This window comes from Niabella soli DSM 19437, from assembly GCF_000243115.2.
Lineage (GTDB): Bacteria > Bacteroidota > Bacteroidia > Chitinophagales > Chitinophagaceae > Niabella > Niabella soli.
The window spans coordinates 1,290,063-1,306,591 of record NZ_CP007035.1 but is presented as its reverse complement, the minus strand read 5'-3'; the positions used below and the strand labels follow the sequence as shown (position 1 = coordinate 1,306,591).

Genomic DNA, 16,529 nt, shown 5'->3' with positions numbered 1-16,529 from the left:
ACCGTTTAAATACTTATTCTTTACTCTTATTCTTCAACACCTCGTCCACCACCTTCTTTGCATTCCTGGCTTCTTTTCTGCCAATCGTTTGCTTAATAACTTCTGTGAATTGCTGCAACTGGTCAGGTGCTATTCCCACATTCAGACAGATATTCAAGTGTGAGCGCAACATGGGTTCTACGCCTCCGATACTGCTAAGCACTGATACTGTTACCCATTCCCGCTCGACATAGGTAAGTACATCACGTTCAAAAATATCAGCAAACAGATGTTCTTTGAGGAAGATCTCTATTTCGGGAGCAAAAGCAGCATAACCTGTTTTGGGTCCTGCTTCTGGTACGCCGGTTAATTTTTCAAGAATTGCTTTTCCCCGTTCATACTTGCTATGCTCACTACGGATCGGTGATGCTTTCGGACCTATAATATCATTAATTCCCTTTGCTTTCCGTTCATCCAATACGGCTATAAATGTCTGTAGTCCGCGAAGGCTGCGCGGGAACCCGGCATAGGCATATAAATGAACAAGGACTTCCTTTATCTGATTGACAGTTAACCCTGCATCTAAGCCGGTATTGAGTTCAGTTTTTAGCTTTAACAAGTCCCCTTTGGCCGTAACCGTAGCTATCCTGATAATGCTTTGTTCTCTGCGGGGCAAGGTTGCTCTTTTTTCCGGATCGTCCTGTGCTTTTAACGCAAAGGGAGCAATACTTAATACAATTGCCAGTGCTATAAATAGTTTAATTGTTTTCATGCCTCAAAAGTTTTCCATGGCTTTATCTGCCGCTGGGAGTCAATAGCCTGGTAAACGATAATACACCTAATTTCCAATTGCCGTTCTGTTTTACATAAATCTCGGTGACCATAAACGGGTTCGTTACTTCATTGCCACCTACAACAGCCAACAGGTCTATTCTATTTAAAAGAATGGCCGTATTATTAATTACTTTCACGGATACCTCGTGAATATCTGCTTTCTTATACCAGATGCCGCCGCTTTTAATTGTTTCAAGTTCCCGCTGCTTTCCCCAGGAGCCGCCCATATGAACAAACATAGATTTCTCATCAAAAAGGCTGTCCAGAACGGCAACATTTTTATCTGCCATCCACCGCCACTTTTCCCTGGATAGCTTAATAATTTCCTGGTCTGCGGTGGAATTTTGTGCGGCTGACCATTGTGTACCTGCAATAGCTAAAAACAGCCCAAGTATTATTTTTTTCATACTGAAAATGATTTTATAGATTCTTGCCAAAAAAATCAACCAGTTTATTAACTGCCTTATTTACATATTCCGGCTTCCAATAGGTTTGTATATGAGTAGCGCCATCAATCAGAAATAATTCTTTGTTTTTTGCATTTGTTGCTTTTTTAAACGCTTCATCTGTCATGTATTTTGTATCGGCCTTACTTCCCGCCATCATTAAGAGGGGCTGGTTGATTAATTCAATCTGATCGGTAGCATCCCAGCTCATCAGGTCCATTAAGCTGCTCGTGGTGTACAAAAAGGTTGAATTGGGATGTGCATAGGTTCTGTAATAGTATTCAAATCCTTCCCGATACAGATCGGTCGGGGTTTTGGCAATGTCCTCATCTGTAATGCTCGCTACTCCCGAATACAGCATTTTACCCCCGGCTGCCTCCTGCGCACGCGCACCTGAAGCTTGTTTTAAACGTTCCTGTATGGTAGCTAATTGCGAATTCTGAAACCCGTTGCGTCTCACCTCACCGGAATTAAACATGCTCAATGTTGCTACAGCTTTAAACCGTTTATCCGATTGGGCAGCTTTCAGTGTATAACCACCACCACCGCAAATACCCAAAACACCCAGGCGGTTGGCATCAACCCCTGCATACTGGCCAATAAAGTCAGCCATACCACGAATATCTTCAGTCCGGTATTGAGGTTTGTCTGTATGGCGCGGCTCTCCGCCACTCGCCCCCTGGTACGCAGCATCCGCAGCAATAGTGATATATCCGTTTTCTGCCAGGCGCTGGGCATATAACCCGGCAGTTTGTTCTTTTATACCTCCGTTAGGATGCGCTACCGCTACCGCCGGATATTTCTTTGAAGTATCATAATTGGCTGGTGTATAAATATTCGCTGCTATATCGATCCCGTTCAGCTTATAGGTTACAGGGTGAATATTTACTTTCCCTTTTTCATTCTTCGTTATTGCCCCCTCATATACCAATGTAAAGGGGTTTTGTTGATACCTCTTTTCTGTAGATTGCGCATTTGCCATATCAGTAGCAGCGAGTGACGTTGCTATTGCGATTATTGATGTTAATTTTTTCATTTTATATTTATCCTTTTGAAGCGTTAACACATTTATTATTTATCATTTTACTAAGTCTATTTTGCTTAACTATTTTTTTACCTCTCCCTGTACCTGCTTTTCTTTGTCACCTTGCATCACAAATAAAATCCCGTCTCTTTCTATACCGCCTTTGGTAGAAAAGCCTTCCAGAACTTTACTCTTCGGGCAAAGCTGCTTTACCGTTTCAAAGCTGCTGCCAACACCGTATCCGGCATTGGTATTAAAAGGAACTACTGTTTTCCCACTCAGGTCATATTGCTTTAAAAAGCTTTTCATAGGTGGAGGTAATTGCATACTCCAGGTAGGAAAGCCTATAAGAACTACATCGTATTTTTCAATGCTATCAATAGTTGTTTTTAGTGGCTGCAAAAACCCCGTTTCGTTTTCTCTGGCCACCTGATCTACCGTTTTTTTATAATCGGCGGGGTATGGCGTTTTTAATTCCAGCGCCACCAGGTCGCTACCTGTTTTTTTATGAATTATTTCGGCTACGGCTTTGGTGTTTTTTGTTCTTGATAAGTAAACGATCAGCACTTTTTTATCTTTCGGTAATTCGCCTTTTTCAGTTAAAGGGTTTTCTTTCTCAGATGCCAGTGCTTCCGCCCCTGAACAGGAGGTGAGCATTAAAAGAAAAATGTTTAGTAATAACCCGTATAATTTAACCCGCTTCATTTCTGCTGTCATTTAATGATACAAAGTTCTAAAGGACAAAGAAGTTTTATGGTAGACGGATTACTGGAATTACTACCAATATTACTTATCCAGTCCTTTTTGTTGTAACCATTTGGATAACTGGTCGGCGATTTGACCATTATTCAAATCTGACATGATGAAATGTGTATTGCCCCTAATCCCTATTTCCGGCAAATGAACAATGGTAGCGTCACCGCCATGCGCGTTTACAACTTTTGCCCATTGCCTTGCAGTGGCCAGCACATTACGCCAAAAGTTAAGCGAAGCCGCGTTGGTTTCTTCTTTGGGTATATAGTCGCCGTAGTAAACCACGATAGGTATTTTGGTTAATTTCAAAAACTCGTTAAGCGGCACACCTTTACCACCACGATTACCTTCAGGAACTTCGCCTTCGGGAAAAGTAAATCCGCCCGGCTCTATGGCTACGATGGCCTTTACCCGGCTATTTTGGATAGCCGTTTTCCAACCGGGAGAACCGCCGGCGGAATGGGTAAACAAGATGCCATCACCCGTTCTATCAAAAACGGCCGACATGGCATTGACGATAGTTGATTCATCTACATTTCCGGTGTTAGGCGTCATCATCCGGTAAAACTGATCCAACGATTTTTCGTCTTTTGGAAATTGTACACCTTCGTTAAAACTGGGATACAAACCTATACGAAATTGCGTAAACCAGGTTTGGTCATCAGGTGTTGCTGTGATTTGTCCCGGCTTTGTGGTTTGTCCTGCATCGCCGCGGCCCGGCTGGTCAACAAGATAAACTCCATATCCTTTTCGCAAGAAAATATCAGCAAAGCCCTCTCTGCCATCGGCAGTAGTTTGCCAACTGCGGCGGGATTGACCATAGCCGTGTAGGAATACCATTGAATAGCGTTTTGCATTTTCAGGAATCTGGTAAAAAACATCAGCATGGTCGCCATGCCGGGTTTGCCCGCCCTGCTGCACATTCCACGGTTTTAAGGCATCGAATTCACCTTCACTTTTAACCACCGTACCACCTGCCGAAAACGCCCCTTGCTCTTTAATGATCAAATTGCCACTTGAATGTGGTTTCGTTGACACACAAGATGCAATGCCAAATACAAGAATTACCAATAAATAAATACCAGATCGCTGTTTGCCCATTTGTTTATAATCTGCTGTTTTCCTTTTCATTTTATTAATAGTTACTATACAATTTTATTTTCCTACCCGTTTTTGTAAATGTTCAGGATACCTTGCCCCTACAATTTCGATATCTTTCAGCGCTTCACCGATACCCGCCAATTCGCTATTATTCAAGTGAATATCAGCACCCCCTACATTTTCCTGCAACCGGTGCATTTTTGTTGTGCCCGGAATGGGGACAATCCAGGTTTTTTGAGCCAGTAACCATGCTAATGCTATTTGCGCAGGTGTGGACTGCTTTTCAGCAGCAATGGCTTTCAACAGATCTACCAAGGCCTGGTTGGCTTTCCGGTTTTCTTCAGAAAAACGGGGAACGATGTTCCTGAAATCAGATGGATCGAATTTTGTGTTTTCATCAATAGCCCCAGTTAAAAACCCTTTGCCCAATGGACTGAACGGTACAAAACCAATACCCAGCTCTTCGAGCGTGGGGATGATCGCTGTTTCGGGTTCACGGTAGAATAATGAATATTCGCTTTGTAAGGCGGCAACCGGTTGCACAGCGTGCGCTTTGCGGATGGTTTCCACTCCGGCTTCTGATAGCCCCCAATACCGAATCTTACCTTCTTTGATCAAGTCTCCGATGGTTCCGGCAACTTCTTCGATGGGCACATCCGGGTCTACTCTGTGTTGGTAAAAAAGATCGATATAATCCGTATTCAAATACCTCAATGAATTTTCCGCCACCTGACGTATACGTTCCGGACGGCTGTCCAGTCCCTTGGATGAATCCCCGTCTTTGAAACCAAATTTTGTGGCAATTACAACCTGGTCTCTGAAAGATTGCACCGCTTTCCCTAAAAGAACTTCATTTCCTCCCTGACTATAGGCTTCGGCGGTATCAAAAAAGGTAACGCCCAGATCGTAAGCTTTCCTGATCAGGGAGAGGGCATCAGCTTCTGCTGTAGCAGGCCCATAACCAAATGTTAGCCCCATACACCCTAAACCTAATGCAGATACTTCCAGTCCGCTATTTCCCAAAAATCTTTTTTTCATTTTTTGTGCTTTTTAATTGAATAGTGCAAAGTTCCGATCTGAAAATGAGGCAGTTGGTATACAGATTACTGGTTTTACTACCATTATTACTGATTGGAAGTGAGGAAAAGCTTCTGTTATCAGGGAGTTTGTACTTTTACATTAGAAAACAAGGATATGGAAAGAGCAATCACCTTTAATACCGTTCACGACTATAATGTCTTCAACAATAACCCCACCTTACATCCGCTGGTAAACATTGTGGATCTTTCTATGGCAGACCCCAGGTCCGGCCACCGGATGACCTTTAATATTTTTTGTATTGTACTCAAGAACATAAAGTGCGGAGATATCCGGTATGGTAATCATTATTATGACTACCAGGAAGGAACTTTGGTGTTTTTTTCTCCCGGCCAGGTAATCGATGTAACGAACCCCGAAGTGTATCAGCCTACAGGAACAGCGCTGACCTTCCACCCGGATCTGCTACTAAATACGCCGCTTGGCAAGCGAATGAATGAGTTCAGCTTTTTTTCTTACCAAACAAATGAAGCACTTCATCTGTCTGAACGGGAGAAGAAGATTGTACTTGAATGTTTTGATAAAATTACTTATGAATTAAGCCAGTCCATCGATAAGCATAGCAAAACGCTGATCGCTTCCAACATTGAGCTGTTTTTAAACTATTGTACCCGGTTTTACGACCGGCAATTTATTACCCGCGAAAATGTTAACCGGGGCATACTGGAAAAATTTGAAGAATTGCTAAACAGTTACTTTGTCTCTGAAAAAACGCAGCTGATCGGGTTACCTTCGGTTGCTTATTGTGCCGGCGAACTGCATTTGTCTGCCAACTACTTTGGAGATTTAATCAAAAAAGAAACTGGGAAATCGGCCCAGGAATACATCCAGAATAAAATAATAGATACAGCAAAGAATAAGATATATGATGCTGGCAAAACCGTTAATCAAATTGCTTATGAGCTGGGCTTTAAATATCCCCAACATTTTACTCGCTTATTTAAGCAAAAAACCGGCGTAACTCCTAATGAATACAGGAGCATGAACTGAAGAGGATAGTTCTTCCGTTTATTTGAAGCATTAACGATGATTACGTATCAAATCTAACCGTTTGGCTCCAGGAGATTGTTAAAATCAGACATTAAGCAGTTCATTATTTTTAAGAAACCTGTTCCACTGCTGTGATAACTTCATGAATGCCGAACGGTTTATTAATAAAAGCTTCAGCGCAGGCGTCTTCTACATTGCTAAACTGATATGCCGACATAATGATCACTGGTATATGGTTTGTTAAGCCGTTTCCTTTTATCTTTTTGCACAAATCAATACCATTACCATCGGGAAGCATAATATCCAGTATGATTATATCGGGAAGCTTTACTGCAAGGGCATCATTCAGGTCTTTAGCTGAAGTACCCGTTCTAACCTTATAAAGTGCGCCCTTAAGAATATATTCTATCAAATAGCGTATATCATCATCATCTTCTATTATTAAAACATCTTTTTTCACACCTAATAAAATAAATTACTTAATAAAATGTTTCTAATCTTTCTTTTGCGGGAGTGAAACGGTAAAAACAGATCCGCCGCCCTTCCGACTTTTTGCTTCTATTGTTCCTCCATGTCGAACAATGATTTCTTTGCTTATATATAAACCAATTCCTAACCCGGAAATATTTGACTGATCATCAACGGCCCGGTAGAACTGACTAAAAATTTCAGCCAAATGTTCATTATCAATGCCAATGCCTTCGTCCCTGACTGATAAATGAATGTTGTCACGTGATTCCCATATTTTTATTTCAACGTCTCCTCCTGATGGAGAATACTTAATTGCATTATTAACCAGGTTTGTAAGTACCTGCTCCAGTCGAATTCTATCAGCATAAACGATTATGGGCTCCCTGTTTTTAACGCTGAGGGTGTGTTTTTCAAAGTGGATAAAGCTGGAGAGGACCTCCGTTGCCATACTAACAATATTAAAGTATTCATAACGAAGCTGAAGTTTTCCAAGTTGAACGCGGGAAACATCCAAAAGATCGTTCAGTAACATTATTAATTTATTCACTTGCCGACTGCATCTTTCAAGCAAACTGAAATTAATGCCCTCCGGGGAAACATTCTTTTGTAATACTTCTAAAAATCCTCGCAAAGAAGTGATGGGCGTTTTTAGTTCATGAGTTGCCAGTGCGATAAATTCGTCTTTTTTTTTGTTCAACATTTTAATCTCCTCATAAAGCTGTTCTTTTTCCTGCTTGGCCGTAATGTTTTCAGAAATATCCCGCACAATTTTAGATGCTCCAATAATTTCATGGCGCTCATTAAATATCGGTGACAAGGTAAGAGAAATAGGGATTTGTCTGCCATCGCTGGTAACACGCATCGTTTCAAAATGTTCCAAACGCAAGCCTTTGGAAATTTGTTGTATGATAAAATCTTCTTCGTGTATCCGGTCTTCTGGTATGATCAATGATATGTGCTTGCCCAGTACTTCTTTTTCTGAATATCCAAAGAGCCGTTCAGCAGCGGGGTTCCAACTTGTTATAATACCCTTCAGGGTTTTACTTATTATTGCATCCTGAGAAGAGGATACAATCGCTGCCAGTAATGCCTGTTTCTCTTCTACTAATAATCCCAAACTCTGGTTATTCATTTTATAAAGTATGTATGTAAAGCGCTGGGAACCTTTTAGAGCCAGGGAGCCCAACAATCTTTGCAAAACCACAATTTTCAATCCATAAATAAGGTTTTGTGCAAAAATTCTCTATAGTGCCTATAATATACGCCTGTTAGAACGTGAATTTATAAACGAAAGTCCTATTCTATGCATATTAACAACAACTCTTTAGTACTTAGCCCTGCCTAACAGCTATTGAAATAGTAATCAAATGTAATGCCTTTTCATGCATAGTTTAATTTCTATAATGCTGTTCTTCCCTGACGCAGTACTGCCTGCTGACTCCTGGTGAGGAAAATATTACCCCTTCTTTCTCTTGAAAATGAAAAATAATATCTGAGCTATGATTTTGTAAAAAGAGTGCCTGTTAGCGGCTCTTTATATGCGCTCTTTATAAAAAAACATTTGTGGGGGACCGGTCATTGCAGATACACATCAAACCTGTGATATATGTAAGTCTGGCATATAAATATGTAACGCAAATAACGACAAATTGAAGATCTTTATAAACATTGACCTCCCAGGCATCTAATTTTAGGCGTTTTCAAATTATGAACATAATGGCTACTAAAAGCAATCGCTTTTTTGAACCGGCAACGGACGGAAAAGGAAATCTGAAACAGACGGAAAAGGGAACCATCGGGTTGAAAAAAACCTGGTTCATACTTGAACCGAAAGAAAAAAAGATGAGATCATCCCGGGGGGTACTAGCTAACTATTCAAAAATGCGTGAGCGGATTCTAAAATTTGTAAGAAGCATACAGCTGTAGCAAATTTATTGAACAGGTGAAGATCTGTTATTAATAAAAACAAATGTCAACCATAACCCTTTTCCTATATAAAGGTTGCATTATGCAAAAAATGCCTTTATTTAATACAAAAGATAAACTGAGCACGGTGTATAAAATAATGGCTGTAAATTTTATACGTATCGAAAAAGTGGCTCAATTTATAATAGAAGCGCCGGATGATTTTGTTTTTGAAGATGTTTCAAATGATGTACTACTCCAAATGTGTAATAATGCAAAGCAAAGGATCAACCATCATTTTATAGCCGTTAAGACGACGTCCTTTAGCAGGTGCTACAAATTCATTCAAAAGAGGGCCTTTACATAAGGCCGGTTGTTAACATACTGTTCACCTGAGGATGTAAAAAAGACGTTTAAAATCAGCGTCTGAATACATTTTCAAAAAAGTTAAGGGTTTAATAAAAGGAATTATGCATATTCCTGTTCAATTTGAATTTGAAGGAAAAAAAATCTTTGGTGAGCTGAGAAGAAGCAAGAAGATGAATTCCAGACATTACCGGTTATATATTAACAACCGGGAAGTGGGGGAATTTTTTAAAACAGAACGTTTCGGATGGCAATATACAACCCAACAGGGATACTTTCCGGTTATAGCCATGCAGCTATTGCCATATGTGGATGAAAGAGAAGACTGATAAAAATTGCTGCAGTTATTTTGGCACCTGAGTTCTACAGAGTTGGGAAAGCGCTGCGCCTGATCCAGTTAAAAGCGGAAACCTCACTTTTCGCAGCATCCGGCAGATCCCGCGTAATGGTCTGCTCAATGATCCTGCCTTCCAGGAGGCTTACCCGCCCGGCCAATGATGCGTAAAAGTTGATCAGGTAAAGCACCTGATCGCCATTATTTTTATCAAATCTTCTGCGGCTGGGCTGGCCACTAAAAGCAGGCTGTTCGTTGTTCCAGGTATAGTGGGTGCCCGACAGATCTTGTTTTTGGAAATGCATGGTACATGTTTTAAAATGAAGCACACTGAGTACTCACAACAGTTATACTATTAAAAAAGAAGGGGCCGGACGGCCCCTTCGAACATTTATTACCATTTTCTATTAGACCGCTCTTCCCGTTCTTTTGCAGCCGAAACAGCAATTCTCCTGCCATCGACATCCTTACCGTCCAGCTCTTTCATTGCAAGTGTGGCATCTGAAACTGAGCCCATTTCTACGAAACCAAAGCCCCGGCTCTTCCCGGTGGTTCTATCCATAATTACTTTGGCAGAAGACACTTGTCCGAAGCTGCTAAAAAGTTCGCGCAAATCATCGTCAGAGGCATGAAACCCCAGGTTTGAAACATACATGTTCATTGTAAATAAATTTTTCTTTTAAAAAATAGAGGCTAAATGCGGCAGCAAAAAAAGAAGAAGGAGAAAAATAAATGCTATTGGTGCGTAGTAGATATGTAACTGATCCTGACTTGAAGTGATGGAGTATTTATGCCTATCCTTGTAAAGATAAGGCTTTTTAGGCAAATGTGAGTTTTTCTTTTTAAGGGATTAAGAGAATTAAAGTAGGGATGCCATTTGCATCCTATATCCACCAAATGCCCTGTGCCACAAGGTTGCAGGATTTTATAAACAAATGAGTGACATCGCCTGGAGATGGAAACATACCACGCGCGCTGCCTGGTGTTATGAGTTCTATTATATCGTTTTTGGAATTTATAGAACAGATCTCAAATACATCCGTATCCTTTTTGCGTTCCTCATCAAATTGTTCTTCAGGAGCTCCGCTGGAAGGAAATCTTTTTATAATATCTCCTTTCCGTAATAACGGAACCTGTGCTGTTGAGATCTTTTTGCTGGTCATATCAAACAGTTTAGCAGATAAAAAATTTTAATGATGATTGAAGCAGGCACCGGAAAGGAAGTAGTACAAAAGGGAAGACACTACAGCCGAAAACGATCTGCAGAAAAGAATATCTTAGTATAAACATAAAGGAAGCTTTCTTTTGAGCAACCAGGCACACTATATTCCTTACTGAGACGAATAAAGCTTCTTTATTAATTCCGAGAATCTTCTGGTAGCTGAATATTCTTTAAAGCCAGGAATAAACGATTTAAACTGAAATAGCTACTTTTTTAATATCGGTAACAATGTAGTAGAGCGATCCGCTTCTTAATTCATTATAGCCATCCCAATCGTCTAAATGTATCGTCGTACCTGTGGCTGCATAATTGTTTAACAATGCAATAGCGTTTCCGGTAAAACAGACATTCGTCGATATGTTTTCTTTATCCCCACCCAGGATGTTCAGTTTGTTGCCTGCATGAAATTGATTTTTGGACATAAAAGTTGTTTTTAAATTATAGTAAATAAAGCGGGTAGAAAAATACGTTTCCTTAAGCCATTACCGGTTTTTTTGGCAAAGCGTATAATGCGTAGCCATTTTAATAACAGGATAACCGGGTACACCGGATCTACCTCGTGCCAGCGGTTACCAAAATTTACAGAAGACGGATGTTTATGATGATTGTTATGATACGATTCTCCCAGCATTAACACATCTACCACCAGTAAATTGCGTGATGTATTTCTGAGTCTGAAGTTTATATATCCGTATTTATGTGCAAACCAATTTACCAAAGCTCCATGAAAAGCGCCCATCGTAATAACAACAGGTAGCAATAGCCACCACCAGAACGAAGAAGCAAAAATCAAAAAAAATGAAATATAGATCACTACCCAAAGTATACGTGACAGCGGGGAGTTTGCCCAGCGATCAAAACCGTGCCAGTGGGGCAGATTCTTTTCAAATCGTTTTTCTATAGGATATCGCTGGTGTACGATCGCTGAATAGATTTTTTTAGTACGCCACATCATGCTAAACATATTGGAAGAAAAATTAGGTGAGTGTGGGTCTTTTTCCGTATCTGTATAAGCATGATGCATCCGGTGCATGATTGCATAAGCCCGCGCACTCATGTAAGAAGATCCCTGGGTTAGGTAGGAAAACACGAAAAAGAAGCGCTCCCAGAACCTGCTCATCGTAAAGGAGCCATGCGCCGCATACCGGTGCTGAAAAAAAGTCTGACTGAATAGCGAAAGATACCACAACGCTACAAAAAAAATTAAAATCGTCATAATACTGTGATGCGTAAAACAGGAATGCAGAAAACGGTATAAAAAGGAGCCGCTTTTGAATGAGAAGAAGAAGGGGAGCGGGAACCCGTGGATGTTTCGCTGTATCTGTAACCAGCTAAAGATACAACCTTTTGATCATATGGTCAAATAGAATGCAATAGCTGTAGCGATGGGCGATGGATCGTTTCGCCTTTTTAATGGCTATAATGCAACAACAAAAAAAGGCAGAATATTTCTTTCTGCCCCACGTTTTCAATAAGATGGATTTCTTTACTGGTATATAAAACAGATGAAGGGTTAGGCGCTGGGTTGTACTTTCCTGAGAATATTAATTACCTCGTCTCTTTTTTTGTTAAGCCGGGTTCCTACCCTGGTGAGTAAGTCATTCTCTTTTCCTTTTTCAAATTTCAGATCGGCATCCACTAAAAGTGGATATTTTTCTTTAAGTGTCTTTGACTGACTGGTCCAATCTCCTATCATTTTAAAATTTTCATTGTTTGTGATTTTACCTGTGTACATGACATTTTATTTAATTTGTAACGGATTTGTTACGCAACAAAGGTCAGGTGTTTTTGAGGCGCTATTACTACACATGCGCTCATTAAACTTACAAATATCACAGGTTTTCGAGGTTTTGCTTACGTTTTAGCTTCAATTGCTTATAAAAAGAAGGAGTTAGTCCTGTGATCTTTTTAAACTGGTTAGATAAATGCGCTGCACTACTATAATTAAGTCTGTAAGAAATTTCTGTCAGGTTCAATTCATCATATAATAACAATTCCTTTACTTTTTCAATTTTATGCATAATGATAAATTGCTGCAAGTTGATGCCCTTTACCTCTGAAAAGGTGTTGGAAAGATAAGTGTAGCTGTATCCTAACTGTTTACTGATATAATCAGAATAGTTTACTTTAGGTAATTCGTCCGCATGGTGGATCATTTCCGTTACAACGTTTTTTATTTTCTCAATCAGGATACTCTTTTTGTCGTCCAGTAATTCCAGGCCATATTTAAGCAGGTTTATTCCAAGCAGATGGCGCTGGCCTTCGGTAATTGTTTCCTGAAGATCAACCACGCCAAGATCTACAGAACCGTGCTGAATGCCCAGTTTTTTCAATTCCTCCTGTACTACCATTTTGCATCGGAGGCTTACCATGTATTTTATATATATCCTCATTGCTACGCTTTACCTGGCTAGAATTCCTCCCCGGCCGGTTTCATCATGTACGCACACTCACACTTTACAGAGTTGTTATCCGGGCCTGATTGTGAGGCATGTTATCAAAAGACTCATTTTGAGGAAAAGATCAATGGCATGAATCAGGATTTACCCGGGATCCTTTGTGTGCGTTCCCTCATCAGGCAAATAGCCTGTTCCCTGGTTTCAAATGTATTATTGATGTTAACCAGATTACTGGCCAGTTTATTATATTGCCGGGTCATTAAATAATAAAAAACATGAAGATAATGGATGCCATCAAATACAATGGCTTTCTGCCGTGCAAACTCATCCTGCCGCTTTAAAAACTCCTGCGGCATGTCTGTATAATGCATACCCGGCCGCAAGTGATGTATGATATGGTACCCATCATTCCAGCATGTGTGATTATAGGGCGTATTAATACAGTTAATTGAATTTGTATAGATGTTTTCAGGATTGCTGCCGTCTATAAACGAATGTTGTGCCCAGTTCCCCAGCATCATTACAAACCGGGCAAACAGCAACGGAAAAACACATACCATTAATGTGGCCTTCAAATTGACAAAGCAGAGCACAATACAAAAAATGATGTATGACCATTCTCCAACGGTTAACCGAGTGTACAATTTCTTCCTTTTGCGGCTATATAAATACTGAAAGGTTTGCATCACTCCCAAAAACAGAAAGTTAAAAAAATAGGATAAAAAGCTTTTGAAACTATCCCTTTGGTAGTGCATCGTACTGCTGGAGTCTTCTTCGTTATTGTTTTCAACATGATGCATTCCCATGTGGTGGCTGAAATAACTTTCGGGAGTATGTCCAAACAGCGGGCAAATAATCCAGCTGATGTATCCATGAATTTTTTGCTGATGACCGGGCTTGAACATTTTCCTGTGGCACAGGCAATGGAACATTAACCCGAAGCGGCCCTTAAAATAAAACTGAGAAAAGTAAAAATAGATAAGCCCCACCAGCCACCATGCCCATCCTTTTAACAGGGGGGTAAAAAGCAGCAGTGCAACCGGCAATATGAAAATATGGATCCGAGTAAGCAGATACATAAAGGGAAGATCCCGTTTGTCATTCATAAAGCGGAGCCAGAAATTTTCGTAACGGCTAAAATGGGCTTTAGTTGTATAAACGGGATCCGTTAAGGCGGATAAAATTTTCATTCGTAAATTTTTATTGTTTTTAGACGCCCGATGTATTGGAGTAACCTTTGATTCGAAAAGCTCTCTCACATCGGATTTATCCGTATATTCTATTATTGTTCGCCGTTGATGGAAGACTTTAGCAGCTGGTTTGAATTTCGCACATTGTGTTGTGTGGAGAATAATAATTGTGCTCCGTTTCAGGCAGACATTTTAAATATGTAGTTAAATATTTTCGTAAGATACTTATTTAAACCGGCATTATTAATATTTACTGGCTCTGCCGGTGTTAAAGAATCGCCATTATCGGGATTGTAATAGTTCTGATTATTTGCAATAGGTTAATAAGGCAACGTATTTATTACCCTGTTTGCTGCGGCCGGTATTCGATAATTGGCTGACCTCTAATGGCTGAGATGGATGCAGGCCTTTTTTAAGATGAAATTTTCATCAAGCACCTGACTTTGATTTGCTTTTATAGACTACCAGGGTTTATATAAAACATTGATTATAAACAAAGCCAAAACCCACCGGTAATGAATGATTTCTATTTTTCAGAAAAAGCACGAAACGTCACCGCTGTGAAAATATAATGATCAATACCGGTTGAATGAACTACCTTCGGTTCTTTGTATGTTATCCTACACTGGATTTGTCTTCCTTCCTCCATTCAAATATAGTGATTGCTTAACGTAAGACAGGCATCGCCTTCGCACTGTTTGTGAATAGCCTTGCCCTATTTTATCATTTTTTAATTTACTTAATTTTGTCATTTAACAATTTACAGCTCATTGCGCCTTTGCTAAAAGCGCTAAGCGACACATGCTATACTACACCCACTCCTGTACAGGAACAATCCATCCCGGTAATTTTGCAAAACAGAGATGTGCTTGCCTGTGCTCAAACCGGCACCGGCAAAACGGCCTCTTTTGCCCTTCCGCTGTTGCAACTGTTGCACCTGCAGGGAGCAACAAAGCAAAATAATTGCCGGGCTTTAATTTTAGTACCTACGCGGGAGCTGGCGCTACAGGTGGCGGAAAGTTTTGGTGTTTACGGAAAGTACCTTTCGTTAAAACACCTGGCAGTTTTTGGAGGCGTATCTCAATATAACCAGGTGAAAGCATTGCGGCAAAAGGCTGATGTTCTTATTGCAACTCCCGGCCGTTTGCTGGATTTACTTAACCAGGGCTGCCTTTCTTTAAGCAATATTCAATACCTGGTACTGGATGAGGCTGACCGTATGCTGGATATGGGCTTTGTGAATGATGTGCGAAAGATCCTGTCCAGATTACCTTTGCAAAGACAAACAATCCTGTTTTCTGCAACCATGCCTACGGAAATTCAACAATTAGCCGGTACGCTGTTAAGCCAGCCAATAAAAATAACAGTAACGCCACCGGCAACAACAGTTGACCGTATACAACAATCGTTGTATTACACAGAAAAGCGGTTTAAGCCTTCGTTGTTGTTGCAGTTACTGAAAGATGAGCGCATTCAGACAGTGCTGGTATTTGCGAGAACAAAACATGGAGCCGATAAGATCACCCAAAATCTTACTGGTGCGGGTATAAAAGCTGCTGCCATACACGGAAACAAATCGCAGTCTGCAAGGCAAACGGCGCTACTGAATTTTAAAAAAGGGGCAATAAAAGTGTTAGTGGCCACGGATATTGCAGCCAGGGGGATTGATGTAGACCACATGGGACATGTGATCAACTATGAGCTGCCAAATGAACCGGAAACCTATGTACATCGTATCGGGCGTACGGGAAGAGCAGGCGCAGAAGGCATTGCCATTTCTTTTTGCGATTATGAGGAGAAATTGTATTTACGCGATATTCAAAAACTGATCCGTAAAACCATACCGGTTATAAAGGGGCATGCTTTTGATGTACCCTTGATGCACGGAGATGATTTTAAAGCAGCGGATTCGTTGCAGATACCGCGCCGAACAAACCGCCCGGCTAAAAGAAAGGGCCGGTCGTTTATGCAGCATATTTAATCAACAATGCAGTAGTGCCAGAGCTCCTAACCATATTTTAGGTGAAAGCTTTCCGGAGATAAGCCTGCATCATAAAATACAGTGGCATAAAAATGTATTAATGGAAAATGTAAAAATCGGAGACACAGTTACACTGCAGTCTCCGTTCGATTCTAAAAGACAATATACCGTGTTAGAAATAAATGGTAATTATGTTACCCTGCACCTGGCTGGGCAGCGCAAAAACCTGGTTATTTATATCAAGTGTATAAAAGGCAAACAATAGATTTAAGGAATAGGGACGATTTTTTTTATGAATTGTATGGCACCGGGTTATAAAACAGGTTGTTTAGCCAAATTAGTTAACAATTTTGGGGCCGCTCTTTGAGAACTGTTCGTATAAAGAGTAAACACGCTAAAAAAGCTCAGCAATATATTAACGAGTTTGCTCTAAAAA

The 16,529-nt window shown here is 40.4% G+C and carries 21 protein-coding genes; 5 read left to right on the top strand and 16 right to left on the bottom strand.

All coding sequences use genetic code 11. The features are described from left to right. Positions 1 to 13: 13 nt before the first annotated feature. From NIASO_RS05565 to NIASO_RS05540, 6 genes are all read right to left on the bottom strand, one after another. A complete protein-coding gene (locus NIASO_RS05565; protein ID WP_008582765.1) occupies positions 14 to 751 on the bottom strand; it encodes a carboxymuconolactone decarboxylase family protein in 738 nt (245 codons plus the stop codon). A 22-nt stretch (positions 752 to 773) separates the two neighbouring features. Next, positions 774 to 1,220 carry a nuclear transport factor 2 family protein gene (locus tag NIASO_RS05560; protein ID WP_008582767.1) on the bottom strand — a complete coding sequence of 149 codons (447 nt, stop codon included), beginning with the start codon at positions 1,218 to 1,220 and terminating at the stop codon, positions 774 to 776. Positions 1,221 to 1,233: 13 nt separating this feature from the next. Continuing rightward, a complete protein-coding gene (locus tag NIASO_RS05555) occupies positions 1,234 to 2,295 on the bottom strand; it encodes an alpha/beta hydrolase (protein ID WP_008582770.1) in 1,062 nt (353 codons plus the stop codon). Positions 2,296 to 2,364: 69 nt separating this feature from the next. Next, the gene (locus NIASO_RS05550) at positions 2,365 to 2,988 is read right to left on the bottom strand and encodes a flavodoxin family protein (RefSeq protein WP_008582771.1); all 624 of its coding nucleotides are present in this window, start codon (positions 2,986 to 2,988) and stop codon (positions 2,365 to 2,367) included. A gap of 81 nt (positions 2,989 to 3,069) precedes the next feature. Then, positions 3,070 to 4,167, bottom strand: coding sequence for an alpha/beta hydrolase (locus tag NIASO_RS05545; protein WP_008582773.1), 1,098 nt, complete (start codon positions 4,165 to 4,167; stop codon positions 3,070 to 3,072). A gap of 24 nt (positions 4,168 to 4,191) precedes the next feature. After that, positions 4,192 to 5,175 carry an aldo/keto reductase gene (locus tag NIASO_RS05540; RefSeq protein ID WP_008582775.1) on the bottom strand — a complete coding sequence of 328 codons (984 nt, stop codon included), beginning with the start codon at positions 5,173 to 5,175 and terminating at the stop codon, positions 4,192 to 4,194. Between the two features lie 156 nt (positions 5,176 to 5,331). Here NIASO_RS05540 and NIASO_RS05535 point away from each other — a divergent pair, with 156 nt between their 5' ends. Beyond that, positions 5,332 to 6,225: a helix-turn-helix domain-containing protein gene (locus tag NIASO_RS05535; protein ID WP_008582777.1), complete on the top strand. Its 894-nt coding sequence runs from the start codon at positions 5,332 to 5,334 to the stop codon at positions 6,223 to 6,225. A gap of 109 nt (positions 6,226 to 6,334) precedes the next feature. Here the strand turns inward: NIASO_RS05535 and NIASO_RS05530 are convergent, their stop codons facing one another. Continuing rightward, complete coding sequence (locus NIASO_RS05530; protein ID WP_008582779.1) at positions 6,335 to 6,685, bottom strand: response regulator transcription factor; 351 nt, start codon at positions 6,683 to 6,685, stop codon at positions 6,335 to 6,337. A 33-nt stretch (positions 6,686 to 6,718) separates the two neighbouring features. Further along, the gene (locus tag NIASO_RS05525; RefSeq protein WP_245605254.1) at positions 6,719 to 7,900 is read right to left on the bottom strand and encodes a PAS domain-containing sensor histidine kinase; all 1,182 of its coding nucleotides are present in this window, start codon (positions 7,898 to 7,900) and stop codon (positions 6,719 to 6,721) included. A gap of 813 nt (positions 7,901 to 8,713) precedes the next feature. Between NIASO_RS05525 and NIASO_RS05515 the strand changes: the two genes are divergently transcribed. Together NIASO_RS05515 and NIASO_RS05510 are read left to right on the top strand one after the other, a co-directional pair. Beyond that, on the top strand, positions 8,714 to 8,968 hold the full coding sequence (locus tag NIASO_RS05515) for a hypothetical protein (RefSeq protein ID WP_245605231.1): 255 nt from the start codon (positions 8,714 to 8,716) through the stop codon (positions 8,966 to 8,968). Between the two features lie 103 nt (positions 8,969 to 9,071). Then, positions 9,072 to 9,296 (top strand): hypothetical protein, encoded by a 225-nt coding sequence (locus NIASO_RS05510; RefSeq protein WP_008582786.1) that lies wholly within the window; start codon positions 9,072 to 9,074, stop codon positions 9,294 to 9,296. Between the two features lie 34 nt (positions 9,297 to 9,330). Here the strand turns inward: NIASO_RS05510 and NIASO_RS05505 are convergent, their stop codons facing one another. From NIASO_RS05505 to NIASO_RS05470, 8 genes are all read right to left on the bottom strand, one after another. Next, on the bottom strand, positions 9,331 to 9,606 hold the full coding sequence (locus NIASO_RS05505; RefSeq protein WP_008582788.1) for a hypothetical protein: 276 nt from the start codon (positions 9,604 to 9,606) through the stop codon (positions 9,331 to 9,333). Between the two features lie 89 nt (positions 9,607 to 9,695). Further along, positions 9,696 to 9,962: an RNA recognition motif domain-containing protein gene (locus tag NIASO_RS05500; protein ID WP_008582790.1), complete on the bottom strand. Its 267-nt coding sequence runs from the start codon at positions 9,960 to 9,962 to the stop codon at positions 9,696 to 9,698. A gap of 223 nt (positions 9,963 to 10,185) precedes the next feature. Next, a complete protein-coding gene (locus tag NIASO_RS05495; protein ID WP_008582794.1) occupies positions 10,186 to 10,464 on the bottom strand; it encodes a hypothetical protein in 279 nt (92 codons plus the stop codon). Positions 10,465 to 10,714: 250 nt separating this feature from the next. Continuing rightward, positions 10,715 to 10,945 carry a hypothetical protein gene (locus NIASO_RS05490; RefSeq protein WP_008582795.1) on the bottom strand — a complete coding sequence of 77 codons (231 nt, stop codon included), beginning with the start codon at positions 10,943 to 10,945 and terminating at the stop codon, positions 10,715 to 10,717. Positions 10,946 to 10,956: 11 nt separating this feature from the next. Continuing rightward, complete coding sequence (locus tag NIASO_RS05485) at positions 10,957 to 11,739, bottom strand: acyl-CoA desaturase (RefSeq protein WP_008582796.1); 783 nt, start codon at positions 11,737 to 11,739, stop codon at positions 10,957 to 10,959. Between the two features lie 297 nt (positions 11,740 to 12,036). Beyond that, a complete protein-coding gene (locus tag NIASO_RS05480) occupies positions 12,037 to 12,258 on the bottom strand; it encodes a hypothetical protein (RefSeq protein WP_008582797.1) in 222 nt (73 codons plus the stop codon). A gap of 97 nt (positions 12,259 to 12,355) precedes the next feature. Further along, a complete protein-coding gene (locus NIASO_RS05475; protein ID WP_071842255.1) occupies positions 12,356 to 12,916 on the bottom strand; it encodes a helix-turn-helix domain-containing protein in 561 nt (186 codons plus the stop codon). A 143-nt stretch (positions 12,917 to 13,059) separates the two neighbouring features. Further along, complete coding sequence (locus NIASO_RS05470) at positions 13,060 to 14,112, bottom strand: fatty acid desaturase family protein (RefSeq protein ID WP_008582811.1); 1,053 nt, start codon at positions 14,110 to 14,112, stop codon at positions 13,060 to 13,062. Between the two features lie 745 nt (positions 14,113 to 14,857). Between NIASO_RS05470 and NIASO_RS05465 the strand changes: the two genes are divergently transcribed. After that, positions 14,858 to 16,093 carry a DEAD/DEAH box helicase gene (locus tag NIASO_RS05465; protein ID WP_008582813.1) on the top strand — a complete coding sequence of 412 codons (1,236 nt, stop codon included), beginning with the start codon at positions 14,858 to 14,860 and terminating at the stop codon, positions 16,091 to 16,093. A 100-nt stretch (positions 16,094 to 16,193) separates the two neighbouring features. Then, positions 16,194 to 16,358, top strand: a complete 165-nt coding sequence (locus NIASO_RS20315; protein ID WP_008582815.1) for a hypothetical protein — start codon at positions 16,194 to 16,196, stop codon at positions 16,356 to 16,358. The last annotated feature ends 171 nt before the right edge of the window (positions 16,359 to 16,529 follow it).

Coding starts and splice junctions, on each gene's coding strand:
- NIASO_RS05565 (WP_008582765.1), bottom strand. CDS start 751: ATGAAAACAATTAAACTATTTATAGCACTGGCAATTGTATTAAGTATT.
- NIASO_RS05560 (WP_008582767.1), bottom strand. CDS start 1,220: ATGAAAAAAATAATACTTGGGCTGTTTTTAGCTATTGCAGGTACACAA.
- NIASO_RS05555 (WP_008582770.1), bottom strand. CDS start 2,295: ATGAAAAAATTAACATCAATAATCGCAATAGCAACGTCACTCGCTGCT.
- NIASO_RS05550 (WP_008582771.1), bottom strand. CDS start 2,988: ATGAAGCGGGTTAAATTATACGGGTTATTACTAAACATTTTTCTTTTA.
- NIASO_RS05545 (WP_008582773.1), bottom strand. CDS start 4,167: ATGAAAAGGAAAACAGCAGATTATAAACAAATGGGCAAACAGCGATCT.
- NIASO_RS05540 (WP_008582775.1), bottom strand. CDS start 5,175: ATGAAAAAAAGATTTTTGGGAAATAGCGGACTGGAAGTATCTGCATTA.
- NIASO_RS05535 (WP_008582777.1), top strand. CDS start 5,332: ATGGAAAGAGCAATCACCTTTAATACCGTTCACGACTATAATGTCTTC.
- NIASO_RS05515 (WP_245605231.1), top strand. CDS start 8,714: ATGCCTTTATTTAATACAAAAGATAAACTGAGCACGGTGTATAAAATA.
- NIASO_RS05510 (WP_008582786.1), top strand. CDS start 9,072: ATGCATATTCCTGTTCAATTTGAATTTGAAGGAAAAAAAATCTTTGGT.
- NIASO_RS05505 (WP_008582788.1), bottom strand. CDS start 9,606: ATGCATTTCCAAAAACAAGATCTGTCGGGCACCCACTATACCTGGAAC.
- NIASO_RS05500 (WP_008582790.1), bottom strand. CDS start 9,962: ATGAACATGTATGTTTCAAACCTGGGGTTTCATGCCTCTGACGATGAT.
- NIASO_RS05495 (WP_008582794.1), bottom strand. CDS start 10,464: ATGACCAGCAAAAAGATCTCAACAGCACAGGTTCCGTTATTACGGAAA.
- NIASO_RS05490 (WP_008582795.1), bottom strand. CDS start 10,945: ATGTCCAAAAATCAATTTCATGCAGGCAACAAACTGAACATCCTGGGT.
- NIASO_RS05485 (WP_008582796.1), bottom strand. CDS start 11,739: ATGACGATTTTAATTTTTTTTGTAGCGTTGTGGTATCTTTCGCTATTC.
- NIASO_RS05480 (WP_008582797.1), bottom strand. CDS start 12,258: ATGTACACAGGTAAAATCACAAACAATGAAAATTTTAAAATGATAGGA.
- NIASO_RS05475 (WP_071842255.1), bottom strand. CDS start 12,916: ATGAGGATATATATAAAATACATGGTAAGCCTCCGATGCAAAATGGTA.
- NIASO_RS05470 (WP_008582811.1), bottom strand. CDS start 14,112: ATGAAAATTTTATCCGCCTTAACGGATCCCGTTTATACAACTAAAGCC.
- NIASO_RS20315 (WP_008582815.1), top strand. CDS start 16,194: ATGGAAAATGTAAAAATCGGAGACACAGTTACACTGCAGTCTCCGTTC.